This window comes from Mycobacterium sp. RTGN4 (genome assembly GCF_033804635.1).
In the GTDB taxonomy this organism is placed as follows: Bacteria; Actinomycetota; Actinomycetes; order Mycobacteriales; family Mycobacteriaceae; genus Mycobacterium.
This window is the reverse complement of record NZ_JAPZLB010000002.1, coordinates 1-12,816: the sequence shown is the minus strand read 5'-3', so window position 1 is coordinate 12,816 and position 12,816 is coordinate 1. Positions and strand designations below refer to the sequence as shown.

Below are 12,816 nucleotides of genomic sequence, written 5' to 3'. Positions count from 1 at the left end.
CGCCAAGCGATACTGCCTCATGGTCACTGAGCGTCGTGGTCGAACTGGACCGCGTGAGCCCCGCCCGGACGTTTCCGCTGTCACTCGACAGGAAATTGCTGACATGCTGACGCTTGAGCCGGCCATGTTCTGGGCGGGAGCTCTCGATGAACTCGCGTTCCTCGCTCCGCTCTATGACCTCCAACGGCTCCCGAGCACCGACTTCAGATTCAAGATGGCGAGTGAAGACATCCGCCAGCACCGCGTGCGAAACGATGACGGCGGCAATGGATGGGTCTTTGGTGACGAGCGTTTCAACCTGCTCCATGGCCCTGACGAGGGTTTTCTTCGCTTTGTCGTCCGCACTGTGCATCCGACGGTTCGTCGTAACACTGAGGTCGCTGCCGTAATGGTTGTCAGGATCAATGAGATCCTCTCCGTTGACGGGTACGAGCTGTACGTTGACGGCGAGATCAGTGGACGAAAGACGTACGCCGCCCGGCGGATTGACAGCTTCCACGGTGATCGTCCGGCGATACGACGTCCTGAGGAAGCGACGCTGGGCGATCGCTCGACTCTTGACCGGCATCTGAAGAGGATCGAGCGGGGGCTCGGTGATGATCCAGAGGCGACGATCGGCTCATGCAAAGAACTTGTCGAATCGGTCCTCAAGCAGATCCTGGATTCCCGCGAAGTGGCGTATCCGCTTCGCGATGACCTACCGGGTTTGTTCAAGGCGGTGTCCAAGTCGCTGGACTTCCGCAGTGAGGCTGTCGGCGGGGACACAAAAGCAAGCGAAGCTGTAGTAGCGCTCTTGCGTGGTTTGACTGCGACAGTTCAAAGCCTTGCCGAGCTGCGCAACAGTGCGGGCACAGGTCATGGACGTTCCACCGAGGCTGCTGTCGAAAAGCACCATGCACGGCTAGCGCTGAACGCAGCGGTCGCGGTCACCGAGTTCCTCTTCTCCGTGGGGGATTGTTAGCGCACAAGCGGGCACGGGCGCTAGCTCGTTAGGGGTCGCCTAGACCGAGACATGAGCCACTTCTGCTTGTCGGTGAAGAATCGAAAGTCACTGCCCCCTAAAAGAAGTGGTGCATATGTTACGTCTGAACCTTACGGAGAGTGTCGGGCATCGTCGGCTAGAGATCATCCCGCGCTCCAGCGGTATTGGCCGCTCCCCGTGCTTGAGCCCCCGACGACCTCTCAGACCACGTTCAAAATGGACCGTCGACCGGTCCTGTCTTCGGTCGCTTCAACCTGGTCGTTGTCAGCTCTTGTTTTGCCATGGGTGTGGGACTCTGTCTGCCGAAGATTGGCCACTGCAACGGGCTCCGGTGTCGAACCGGCAGGTTAAGGGCGATGCGTTCAAGCCGCGGCGCATTCACAGATCGGGCGGTTTCGGAGCGATTGGTGCAGCGCACGGCAAACGAGCCGTGGTCTGCAGAAGATCAGCCAGTCGAGGGCCTGAGGGACGCTGGGAAGACTATGGGCAGTTCATGCTCGTCGCCTACTTCCGTCAGAGGCCTAATGACGGCTACTGCCATTGTGCACGGGGTGGGAGATGCACTTCCACCCGTGATGAGCATGTCTCGCTGGGCGCCGAACGTCGCTAAGCCGTGGCTAGAGAGTTCATCGAGTCCCTCACGCAAGTCGCGTTGGGCCTCACGGATTGACTCGAACCCTCGATCGGTGATCGCGTCATGAAATTCGCCGTAGTCCTTCAAATTTGTGAGGAATTTATCCGCGACATTGCACGCATCGATCGAAGCGTCGTCCTCGTCGACAGGGTCGAGTAGATAAAACGAGGATCCGATGACGGAATGCCAGGCATCTTTGCCGGTCCGTAAGCGAGGCAGAACCATGCCAAATCCCGGGTGCTTGAGACGCACGCCCACGGGTGTGCTGGCTGATTCATCCGGCATGACGTGTAGTCGGTCGCGGACCCACTGCTCATGGTGGGATCTAATCGCGCGCAGTTTTTCGACGGTGTACTTGCGTGGTTGTTCGTCGACGATCCGATGGTGAATGCGGCACAACAGAATTCGGTTGTAGTACCCGTCGAAGCGCATTCCTGGAACTGATGCAGAGCCGCGCGGACCGCTTCGAGATGCGCTGATGATGTGAGCTTCTTCGCCGAGGAGGGCATCCCGGTCATCGGGGTGTTCGGCGGGTTGGACGAGAGCTTTACGGCATATGCTGCACGTTGCGGCGGCCTGTCCCCACAGCTTCTTGCGGTCGTGGTCAGTCATCGCCATTAGACGGGCCCTTCGCCGATGCAGTGAATGTGCTCTTGCGTAGTGCCCGACAGATCGTCCGATCGCCCGATGAGCAGCGTGGCTGCGTTTTTGGCAACAGATATTCCTGCCACGACTAATTCTCGTAATTCTCCCACGTGGTGCACTTGTCGCTCGCTCGACGCTGGCGGCCGTCCCACAACGGGTACTCGCGCCCGGGCGGGTGCCAGCACCGCGTCGAGTTGTCCTGCGAGACTCTGATCGGTCGATACTTGCGCACATTCCAGCACTGAACACGATCACCTTCTTACCAATCCGCACTGACACCGATCGAGACGTTGGACTCGTACTTCGCCGGTACTGGGTGGATCCTGCCCGAAACCGTCGCCAGAGGGACTGCACCTTCAGATCCACGTGAGCTGTGTTGGTCGATCAGGGCCCGACAGCCGAACTGGCCGGTCATGTGATTTCGGCGGGACGTGTCCACCTGCGGCCAATCAAACAAGGTGTGATGCAGGAGCTGTGGGCTCGATGAGGGCGAGAATCGTCAGTCAGGTGTGCACGTCACGCCCGCCCGATCTGACAGCACGCGCGTCGTTGGAGACGCAAGATGGTCGGCAATCGTGTTGGGGGATAGAAGTATTCAGGGTACCCCCCAACACGATTGCGACGTCAATGCTGCGGGAGCGCGAGTAGGTTGTTCTTCCAAGTGCCGCCGGCGTAGGTCCGTAAGTACTTAGGACCAGTGGCCGGCGTCACGACAAGAACGTCGACGCGGTGGCCAGCTTCGTCCACGTAGGCTTTGCCGTTCTCGGGTTCAACCCATGAGACGATTTCTGCCGCGTGTTGTCACCGCCGCGGTGCACCTGTGGGGAACCTGCAACTAGAAATCCGTCAGGCCAGCGCCGTCATCGGAGCTGCCCGCACCTGGGACGACGGCTACTGGACCGGGGTCAAGCTGACACCACGGTTCGAGGCGCGTTGATATGAGTTGAGGTAGTCCTTCACAAACGCCTCCGGGGGTGTGAAGTCCCGCTATCGCTTCGGCGGCAGCGCCTTGGACCATGTCTGCTCGTCACCTATGTTGTCTGTCCACGTAACGGTGATCTTGTCGTCTCTACCAAATGCGCTGATAGCAAGGAACTGGTGCTCCCCGAATGCTGCGATGCTGCTTGGCCGTTCGGAATCGCCGCGTATTGGCTCGCCCGTGACAGTGACGTTTGTCTGCGCGTAAGGAGTGTTGTTGACGAGCGCGTACTTCGCGCCGGTGACGTAGTCGAGGTTCCACGTGGGTCCACGGTAGAGCGGCAGTGGCTCTGATGTCCCGCTCGTCGTGTTGCCTGCCTTAAGGGCTTCAGCGACCTTTTCGATTGCGCTGCCTGACCGCTCGGATGCGGCTACGGTGCGCTGCCGAAGTACTTCGGCATCTTCGGCGGATTGCTTTGCGCGACGCTCAGAGACGTAAGCGCGGATCGCGACGATGATCGCCACAACGACAGCCGCCCATGAGGCGAGCACTCCGACAACATCCGTGGTTCGTGCCTACCCGTCCTCGGAGGGCAGTATGGAGTCGTCTGTCGGCACGGCGCACGCACCAGTTCCTGTGAGGTCGTGCCGGATTTCGTAGCCAATCATGTAATTGTTCCTCGCGGCGCAGAGAGATTGACTGGGTGCGGCATCTCCCGAGACTTCATTGAGAAGTGCAGCCGTCAGCAATATCCGAGCGCTATCGACGAGGAGGGCGAGCTCACCTACGTCGTGCTGGATTGTCGGATCGTGCCGCAGTTCGTCGTACCGCTTCCACAAGAGCCGAGACCATTTGGTGGCGTCGCCGACAAACGATTCGAAGTGCTGGCCGACGCGTCGGGCGAGGATGTCGGCCTTGGTGTCCTTCTTGGAAGTCTTTGCTACCCAGACATGTTTCTGCCTAGCATGAAAGTCAACCCAGTAGCCAATGGCAGCACAGATGTCGAGCAACTTGCTCTGTAGTGCGCCTGATCGCGCCACACGATGGCGTGTTATTAGCGGAACAACCGCGCGCGGGTGTGTTTTCGCAATGTCGCACCACCGCGCGAAAGCATCTATTCCGCCAAGTGTTTCGTAGTGAACCTCCGGGAACGAAGAGCTTGGTCCCGCCTGTTTTACCGAGGCTGGCACCTCCATCAACTGGTACGACCACAGCTTTGCGTTCGAGGTGGGATGAGGATCGCGCAGATCAAGCCGGACATACCCGCCGTCGGCGACGACGAACCCGTCCCAACACAAGCTAAGCAGGTCCTGAATCCGGGTGAGAACGAGCAGGTGGTCCAACCAGTCGGTTGGTTCCTCGGTGACCGAGCTGATCGACAAGGGCGTGTAAACCTGCTGGTCGTCGGCAGGGCCGGACACCTCGAAGTGGGTTGAAAGGCTGACGCTGCGTGAGTCCGAGAATCTAGTGATCTGGTCTGGGGCCGCTCTGATCGTCAGGAGTATCTCGGTCGGTCGGTGGTGTTCGTCATAGCTGGTTTCCGCGGTTGCGCCGGTGATGTTTGACCAGTGCTCCAGTCCGGGGAAGTATGCCGCCATCTCGAACATGCGTGAGGACTGCAAATCCTCCGCGGGGAATCCGACCGCAATGGCGCGGGAGTAGTAATTACGGCTGGAAGGCTTTGAAGAGCCAACGCGCGTTGCGCCGCCAACCCCGCTGATGTCGAACGCGAGGGTGCCTCCGAATTCCGACACCGCCACGACAGATTCGGGTGTGCAGGTCTGTGCCCCCAATGAGCCGCGACCGCTGCCCAGAGGCAGAGGAGCTAGCACTGACAGTTTCACCGTGTTGTTCGACCGTGCTACGTGCCCGGCATACTGCCGTTTCTCCCAGTCCTCGTCTCCGAAGAACGGCCAGACATAGGCAACCGAACCCGCCAATGTGTCTGCGATGAGTGGATCCATGGCCTCCCCCAATTTGTGCGGCCCCGTTGGAACCGTGCGTCACGTCGCTGCGTGCAACCCAATGATGGGTGATGCCCACGACATTTCGTGCGGCAGTGGGTCAACGAGACATCCGACCGTGTACGGCGTTGGGGCAGGCGGTGAATCGACGCTGGCAGGGTGATGTGAATGGCGTCTGCGTTGGCCGACTCGTGAATGGGGAGGCGCCGATAACCGGGAGATCCGTCAGGTAGCCCGGCTCGTCGCTCGTTTCGACGAAGCGTCTCGAATCTAGAGAAATGAGATCGTGGGTGGGTGTCGCCCGGACAGCGGGTTCGCTCCTCTTGGCGGGGTTCATGGACTAGTAAGCCCCCACCGCCGTCGGTGGTGAATCCGGGAGCGTGACGGACTGCGGTAGGCCCATAAGCAATTGGGGATCGTGTACGGCTCCCCCGCACGACTCTGCCGTCGCTTCAGTTCTCGATAACGAAGGTTTTTGGGACAGTGCCGAAATTCGTTGGCGACCTGCGGGTTTGGCATCCCGATAACCCGTCCCGATTCGTCGGTGGGGGAGAGTAGAACTTCCGTCATGGGTGAGCTGCTGGGATATGCACGGGTATCGACGGCCGATCAGACCCCCGACAGTCAATCCGATGCTCTGTCCGCCGCTGGCTGTGCGCGGGTGTGGACCGATGTCGCCTCGGGTGTGCACGCTCATCGCCCGGCGCTCGACGAACTTATTGCGGCAGCCGACGCAGGTGACACGGTGATGGTGTGCCGACTGGACCGGTTGGGACGCTCGCTGCCAGATCTGTTGAACCTCATTAGAGATCTCACCTCCCGCAATGTGGGTTTGCGATAATTGGCCGAACAGATCGACACCACAAGCGCCACAGGACGTTTGGTGTTGCACGTGTTCGGCGCCCTGGCCGAGTTCGAGCGCGCGTTGATGCACGAACGCACCATGGCTGGCTTGACTGCTGCCCGGTCTCGCGGCCGGGTGGGCGGCAGACCGCGCGCTTTGACCACGGCTCAACTGGCCCACGCCCAGGCACTGGCGGCAACCGGCACACCGGTGCGCGAGATCGCCGAGCTTCTTGGGGCCGGTCGATCCACCCTTTATCGTGCTCTCGCCCCAGCGACACCACCGACCGATGCCCGCGAAGCCACCGGAGACCGTAACGCCCCGCGCTAGCTCAACACCCGCCCCGAGGACGGTGGCCGAGCGAGCCAAGCCAACACCTACACCTTTGCGTGTCCCGTAGGAGAACCGAGAGGCGAATGATGGAGTCTGTCTCATAGCCATCAATCGTTGCGTTCAAGGGGGATTGCCACTGTGGCGCGAGTTGAATGGACCCGGTTGTCGGGTGAGGAGACAGAGGCCGTCGTCGGGATGCTCATTTGCAGCAAGCACCCGAACGCAGTTCGGGTACGCCCCAGTCAGGGTGACGGCGGCGTCGACATCTTCGTGCCCGGTGCGGCCGGGTTCGGCAATGAGCGGGCCGTCTACCAGGTCAAAAGCTACAACAAGAACCTGACCAGTACTCAGAAGCGGGCGATCAAGAAGTCCTACACCGAGGTAATCAAGACTAGCGAGGAAGAGGGCTGGGTGATCACGGAGTGGCACCTCGTGATGCCGATCGACTTGACGGACGTGAATCTTGGCTGGCTCGACGCGATCACCGCACGCGCAGAGTTTCCATGCGAAACCAACGGCCTACTATTTTGCGACACGCAAGCAGCGAACTTCCCCAAGGTCATCGACTACTACTTGCACGACGGCAAGGACCGTCTCCAGGCGACGATGAATCAGCTGACCGCCATTGCCTCAGGCCGAAGGGACCGACCCGATGGCGCCCCACTAGTCGCTGCGGACGTCGTGGCCGACCTGTCCTCAATTCACAAGGCACTCAACGCATACGACCCGTTCTATCGGTACGACTACGCCGTATCAGACACGCCCCCACCTGTGGAACGAGGACCAGGAAAGGACGGCCTGGTCGCGGTGTACGCGATGGAACACGAATCTGTTTGGATCACCGTCGAGATCTTTGCGCTATCCCTAGCGGCGCTTGTCGAGCGTCCCATCGGTGGTGAGTTCACAGTGGCGATACCCGCGGGTGACGAGCAGCTCCGCGCGCAGTTCGAGCGCTTCATCGACTATGGCTCGCCCATGACCATGCCGGCGGGCACGGTAAGCGGGTCTCTGGACTTACCAGGCGGCCTCGGCGGTGAGCTCAGCGGTGCCAGCCTCCAGGTGCTATCCGCACCCTGCCCAGGCGATGACCACGAACCCGCGGAACTGAGTCTTGCCGTTGTCGCTCCCGACTCCGACACGGTCATCGCCAGCACTGTTATCAGGCGAACCGACCTCTCGGTGGGGCAAGCCGGGGTCCGCAGCGTGTTCACCGAGAAGGCAGGCTTGTTCACGTTGGAGATGCTGGTGCAGGTGGGCGAACTCAAGCAGGGTCAGATGAACTTACAAGTGCAATACGACCTCGCAGGATGTCGACCAGCGGACGTAGTCGACGGGCTCGAGCTTTTGGCCGCCTGGCGGGAACCGAACCGAATCGCCATGGGCCTGACGTATGGGCCGCCTAATTATGGCGTGCTGGCGACAGATCCGATAGAGCGCGACACAGAGGCGGCGAGGTGGGCACCTATCGCGAAAGCGCTTGCTGCATTGCAAGATCACGTTGGGGTGCGCTTGAAGATGCCGAGTGAAATGACCAAGGACCAAGCGATTGGCATCATCGAGGCCTCCAAGCTGGTGTTGGGAGAGCCCGTGACGAGCACGATAACGGGCACGTTCACGGTGACCCACACCGAGCCACCTCAGATCGATCGTCAACCCGACAGGACCTATGAGTTCGTCGCAATAAATCAGATCAAATTCGAGCTGGGCGACGACGTGATCGAGGTCGGAAAACAGGCTCTGTTCTTCCTCGGCCAATACGCTGGAATCAAAGAGCATGAGTCTGAAATCAAACCGCTCTCAAAGGGATTCAGCATCCGATACTCCGGTGACGCCGAAGTGACACACGTGTCGGCACGGCACTTCCAGGGCAATGTCACCGTCAGCGACCCTCCCGAAGGTGACGACAGCACCATCGGCGCAGTCGAAAGCTGAGTAGATACCGCACTGATGACACGCCGAGGTCGGGGATGTGAGTCGCCGCGAGTTTCTTTCGAAAGAAGACACTTCGATGGTTAGCGCCTCCGCCCTCGCGTGTCGTCGGCAGTCCGACCGGGCTTGCCCTTTCGGGTGCCGGGGGCGCTTCAGGCAGCGCGCTAATTCGTTATACCTCGCGCCAGTGATCTGGAACCTTTTTGTCGGTCAGGTGGCGAACACGTGCGACCAGGATCGGCCGGTGCCCCTGTCGTTTGGCCCAATCAATAGACCCCTGTTGTGTTGGGCTGCTGTGTAGGACACTATCGGCGGCATCTTCGACGACGTAGTAGCGGATTGCGGTATGCGGCTCGCGGCTCTTGGGCGGCGCGGTTCAACGTAGACCTTGGCCATCTGTTCCTCCGGGTGCTCTGCCACACGGTCGTGCGGTCAAGGACAACCGTCGCACCGCGCTCCGACACTCCCATTCGCTTCGCGCGAAGCTTGTATAAGTGAGCTCTGGCGTTGCGAATCGCTTAGCTGGCCGCCGCCAGACGCCGCTGATCCGACGCAGCGAAACCACGATCACTTGGAATTCCAGTCACTATCCCGGGAAACAGTTGGGTAGGCGGGTCTTGCGTTTCGTGTAGCTCCCAAATGCCAGCGGCGCGCTCGCTCCCATGTCCATTGACATCCCAACAACCTTGATTTGAGCCGAGGTGTTGTAGGTGCCATGAGCGAGAGCGATGGCTCCACGAAGGTGCACTACACCGAGACTAAACCCGGCGATGCCATCTACCATCCCTGGAATAAGCAATGGCCGACAGTGACCGGAATCGACATTCATCAGTCGACGACAGTTCATAGCAGGGCCGCGCACGACGAGACCGTCGCGATCTACGAAGGGAGCCGAACGGTTCACTTCGACCATGGCGTGGACGTCCAGTCCTGGGAGTACAAACCGGACGGAATGGTTCCTCGCCGACAGAAGTAACGTCTCGCTGAACGAAGCATTGGACGGCGACTCGGACGCGAGCGGCGGCGGGCGCGGACTCTGGCAGGCGGTCTCAGGCACCTATCACCGCAGGCGGCGCTTATTCTCGGGGCAGTCTGCTTTCGACGAAATTCAGCACTTCGGCGGGCGTCTTTGGCGCGAGCACTTCCTCGGGGCGGTTCCGCCGCCGAGGGTCGTAGTGGTCGATGATGGCAGTCACCATGTCCTGATGCTGTTGTTGAAGCTGACGGATGTACTCCAATAAGAGCCCGCTGACCTTCACTGCACCTGAGGCAGTCCTCGCTGCGCTGTCGTAGTTTGTCAGGTACCTGTCGAGACGCTCTGGCTGGTGCACCACATTGTCGCCGTCAAGCACGGCGTCTCGAATGACGGCCAACGCATTCCTGATGTCAGCAACCTGTTCGGGTGTCCAGTCACTCATGGTCAGTAATCATAAAGCACGGATCTGTCAGTATCTCGAATTCCATTGCATATTAACGCAATTCGCGGATAGAACGATAGCGGCACCCACCAATCAACAGACTCCGCGCCCTCAACGTACAAACCCCGGTGCGCCGATCAGTTCTGCTCGGATCTGGAGTTCGACTACGGGGAGCTTGACCTTGACTGAAGCAGTTCGATGAGTCCGCCGACGAGCGCATCCGGGATGACGACGGTGACGGTCTCGACGTCGCTGCTACCGCGGAGGCGGAGCGGCAGGTCGAGATGGATCCCGTTGGTGTCGTCGTCGCTGAAGATGCGCGAGTAGAGGTCTGGTCGCTCCCTGAGAGTTGGGGCGTCTTGGAGGACGTGCTCGTCGAGCGCCTGCAGATCCTCGCCAAGGATGAGGGTCTCTTGGTGCCACCGAGGGTTCATGGGATCCTTACCGATCTCAAGGACCCATTCAACGGTCTTGTTGTAGATGGCATCGCGGTGCTCTTTGCACGCCTCGGTGGCGATGAAAGTCGCTGAAACTTCGCCTGGCTCCTTGAGCTTCACGGGGTATCCACCCTCTCGGGTACACCGCTGCACTCTGCAATGGTCCGCCTTCATCGTGGGGACCCTTTTTCGGGCGCCGCGAGATCTCGGCTGGCTTGTGAGTAACCAAAAGTTGTCGTTGTGGTCATATCAATGACTGTCTCAGTGCCTGCCGACATCGCGGATGTGAGACACGCGCTCCGAGACTAGAAACGAGACAACGCGACCTGGGATTGCGTGGTGGGGGAGTTACCCCCGGCAGGGTGTCTCGGATGTCTAGAAATGAGATCGATCGCGCGGATGGCGTGGGGCATGGGCCCCAATCAACCAAGGGCCTTACTGCTACCTTAGATTTCCCTTATTTTCCTTATTGTGTGTGTAAGGTCGCTGCGCATGGACCCTAGAAATGGAGAGGGCGACGACAGGGTGCAACGCGGCCAGGCGCCTCTGCTCGTGCCGATCAGCGACGCGGGCGCGGCATACCGACTGATCTTCGAACGTGTCGATGCGCTGGTTCGCGGGCGCGCCGGGATCGCTGATCTGGCAGTGCCGGCGTGTCCCGGCTGGAACATCCGACAGGTGGTTGCGCACCTGGCTGGCGTTGCCCAGGACGTCGTTGCGCTGAATTTGGAAAAGAAGGGCACTAGCCATTGGGCGGACGCGCAGGTCGCGCGCCTAGGCGGACACGGCATCGACGACCTACTCGACCTGTGGCGGCAATCGCTCGACGAAGTGCGAGCGAACATCGCTTTTGCGTCGGATGCTGGGGTATGCCAGCTCGTCTTCGATACCCTTACCCATGAGCACGACATTCGCGGCGCGCTGAGGGAGCCGGGTTCTCGCGCAGGCGATCTCGCGTTCAAGGCGGCCCTGGGGTTCGTGACGACGATGGGTGACCAGTTCATCCGGCAAGCGCAACTGCCGGCGCTGTGGTTGCGCACTCCCACCATCGGCTCCGTACAACTCGGTGCGCCACACACTGCTCGCGGTCACGTCGCACTCAAAGTCTCGGATTTTGAGGCCCTGCGTTCCTTCGGTGGTCGACGCAGCGTCGGGCAACTGTTGGCGCTCCCCTGGGACGGCGATCCGACGAAGCTAATGCCCGCCTTCACCGACGTGCTTCCTGCCTTCACCAACGGCGGCTTACGACCTCCAGCCGACGACCTCATCGAGTGATTCGCACCGCAGTGCGCCGTCGGACAGGTCCACATGAACAACGGCTAACAACGATGCCGCCTGAGATCGTCCATGGGAGCGGACATGACGCGTCACGGCGGAAATAGCGACTGATGAAAGTTCTTGTGGCCAAGCGGCCAGCATCACCGCGCCGGGAGGGCGATGTCTGGTCAGCGATGCACGGTGAGATCGTCGTCGCCCCATTCGTGTGCCAGGACCGTGGCTGCGATTGCGATCACGTACACCAAGGCATCGTCTCGCACGGATACTCAACCGAGGCCGAGGTACGCGATGTTGCCGCCGCACCAGAGTCTTTGATCACGGCCTGCCGATCACACCTCGGTTTCAGCCAGTGGGCGGCCGTCGTCGAGCACCCGAGTGAGTTGGAGATGTTGGCCGCCGACCTCATCGACGAGGTCAGCGTGGTCGCCGAGCGTTACCCCACCGAAACCGTGCTGCGCATGACGTTTGATCACCAAGTGTCGCAGTGGCGTTACACGGCCATATAGGCGCCAATGGCGAGACAGGTACTGATCAATGCCGAATCTCACTGAGAGACAAACACAATCGACGGAGGCCCGCAGGTGACGGATGATCCTCAGCTGGACGCCGCATCAGTCGAGGTTGGCAGGTTCTACCCACAAGATCCGGCCACCATTGGGCGAGCGCTTACCGAGCCCACATTGGTTGAGCAATGGCTGCTGCCATCGACAAGCTTCGGGAGGTGGTACGCGTCGTGACGGTGGCAGAGGACGCTGAGGCCGAACGAGCGATGCTGGCTGACACTCTGGAGGCTGTCGGCCCTAACGCTCCGGCCGGATGCGGCGATTGGACAGCATTCGACCTTGCGGCACACATCGTCGCCGCCGACCGGGCAGCCGGAACACTCGCATTCTGCATCCGAGCGCTGGCCGCCCGCGGCGTCCAATTCAACCCAAATTCCCGGGTAATCGCTGCTGCCATCAACCGTGAACGTCGTGATGGATATCCCGCACCTCTCGCTCGGCTCCGCCAGCGCTCGCCGCGCCTGCTGCTAGCCCTGGCGGTAGCAGCCTCCACACTGTTTGAGGTGTGGATGCATCACGACGACCTCACCACGTCTAACGGCGTGGCCCACGGCGCTCCAGACCACCTCGCCCTGGCAATCCCGCCGCTAGTGCGGTACCAGGCCAAACATCTGCCCTCTACTCGGTTGATCATGCGCACGACCCGCGGGCACAAGTGGACATTCGGTCCTGACGTCGGCGGCGGCCCTAGCTCCGCCGTATTAGCCGGGCCCGCAGACGATCTCATACGTTGGCTCTCAGGCCGAGGCCCACTAACAGTGTCAGCGGTCACATAATTCCTCCAGCTTGAGGGGTTGTCCGTCACGGAATTCCCCCACCTCGTCTGTCACGTAATTCCGCCACCCGGGCGGTGTGGCAGCCGGTTGTGGG

The 12,816-nt window shown here is 60.6% G+C and carries 13 protein-coding genes and 1 pseudogene; 8 read left to right on the top strand and 6 right to left on the bottom strand.

All coding sequences use genetic code 11. The annotated features are described in order from the left end of the window. Positions 1-19 precede the first annotated feature (19 nt). Complete coding sequence (locus SLQ30_RS04135) at positions 20-961, top strand: abortive infection family protein (protein ID WP_319448958.1); 942 nt, start codon at positions 20-22, stop codon at positions 959-961. Positions 962-1,427: 466 nt separating this feature from the next. On the opposite strand, the gene SLQ30_RS04130 is transcribed toward SLQ30_RS04135, so the two are convergent. The 4 genes from SLQ30_RS04130 to SLQ30_RS04115 form a co-directional block, all read right to left on the bottom strand. Further along, positions 1,428-2,234, bottom strand: a complete 807-nt coding sequence (locus SLQ30_RS04130; RefSeq protein WP_319448959.1) for a hypothetical protein — start codon at positions 2,232-2,234, stop codon at positions 1,428-1,430. A 651-nt stretch (positions 2,235-2,885) separates the two neighbouring features. Then, positions 2,886-3,008: a DUF3892 domain-containing protein gene (locus tag SLQ30_RS04125; RefSeq protein ID WP_413467926.1), complete on the bottom strand. Its 123-nt coding sequence runs from the start codon at positions 3,006-3,008 to the stop codon at positions 2,886-2,888. Between the two features lie 240 nt (positions 3,009-3,248). Then, positions 3,249-3,704 carry a hypothetical protein gene (locus tag SLQ30_RS04120; protein ID WP_319448960.1) on the bottom strand — a complete coding sequence of 152 codons (456 nt, stop codon included), beginning with the start codon at positions 3,702-3,704 and terminating at the stop codon, positions 3,249-3,251. Between the two features lie 51 nt (positions 3,705-3,755). Then, on the bottom strand, positions 3,756-5,144 hold the full coding sequence (locus tag SLQ30_RS04115) for a hypothetical protein (RefSeq protein WP_319448961.1): 1,389 nt from the start codon (positions 5,142-5,144) through the stop codon (positions 3,756-3,758). A 568-nt stretch (positions 5,145-5,712) separates the two neighbouring features. On the opposite strand from SLQ30_RS04115, the pseudogene SLQ30_RS04110 reads away from it, so the two are divergent. From SLQ30_RS04110 to SLQ30_RS04095, 4 genes and pseudogenes are all read left to right on the top strand, one after another. Continuing rightward, positions 5,713-6,111: pseudogene (locus SLQ30_RS04110) on the top strand (recombinase family protein); the annotation flags it as partial. Then, positions 6,088-6,318 (top strand): helix-turn-helix domain-containing protein, encoded by a 231-nt coding sequence (locus SLQ30_RS04105; RefSeq protein ID WP_319448981.1) that lies wholly within the window; start codon positions 6,088-6,090, stop codon positions 6,316-6,318. The pseudogene SLQ30_RS04110 and the gene SLQ30_RS04105, both read left to right, overlap by 24 nt. A gap of 141 nt (positions 6,319-6,459) precedes the next feature. Next, positions 6,460-8,253, top strand: coding sequence for a restriction endonuclease (locus tag SLQ30_RS04100; protein ID WP_319448962.1), 1,794 nt, complete (start codon positions 6,460-6,462; stop codon positions 8,251-8,253). Between the two features lie 712 nt (positions 8,254-8,965). Continuing rightward, the gene (locus SLQ30_RS04095; RefSeq protein WP_319448963.1) at positions 8,966-9,226 is read left to right on the top strand and encodes a hypothetical protein; all 261 of its coding nucleotides are present in this window, start codon (positions 8,966-8,968) and stop codon (positions 9,224-9,226) included. Positions 9,227-9,326: 100 nt separating this feature from the next. Here SLQ30_RS04095 and SLQ30_RS04090 read toward each other — a convergent pair whose 3' ends face one another. Together SLQ30_RS04090 and SLQ30_RS04085 are read right to left on the bottom strand one after the other, a co-directional pair. Continuing rightward, on the bottom strand, positions 9,327-9,668 hold the full coding sequence (locus SLQ30_RS04090; protein WP_319448964.1) for a hypothetical protein: 342 nt from the start codon (positions 9,666-9,668) through the stop codon (positions 9,327-9,329). A gap of 164 nt (positions 9,669-9,832) precedes the next feature. Beyond that, positions 9,833-10,225, bottom strand: coding sequence for a hypothetical protein (locus SLQ30_RS04085; protein ID WP_319448965.1), 393 nt, complete (start codon positions 10,223-10,225; stop codon positions 9,833-9,835). Positions 10,226-10,597: 372 nt separating this feature from the next. On the opposite strand from SLQ30_RS04085, the gene SLQ30_RS04080 reads away from it, so the two are divergent. The 3 genes from SLQ30_RS04080 (at position 10,598) to SLQ30_RS33075 (ending at position 12,722) form a co-directional block, all read left to right on the top strand. After that, positions 10,598-11,380 (top strand): maleylpyruvate isomerase family mycothiol-dependent enzyme, encoded by a 783-nt coding sequence (locus tag SLQ30_RS04080; RefSeq protein ID WP_319448966.1) that lies wholly within the window; start codon positions 10,598-10,600, stop codon positions 11,378-11,380. Positions 11,381-11,493: 113 nt separating this feature from the next. Further along, entirely contained in the window at positions 11,494-11,889 is a 396-nt protein-coding gene (locus SLQ30_RS04075) for a hypothetical protein (protein ID WP_319448967.1), read from the top strand. A 185-nt stretch (positions 11,890-12,074) separates the two neighbouring features. Further along, positions 12,075-12,722 carry a maleylpyruvate isomerase family mycothiol-dependent enzyme gene (locus tag SLQ30_RS33075; protein ID WP_413467925.1) on the top strand — a complete coding sequence of 216 codons (648 nt, stop codon included), beginning with the start codon at positions 12,075-12,077 and terminating at the stop codon, positions 12,720-12,722. The last annotated feature ends 94 nt before the right edge of the window (positions 12,723-12,816 follow it).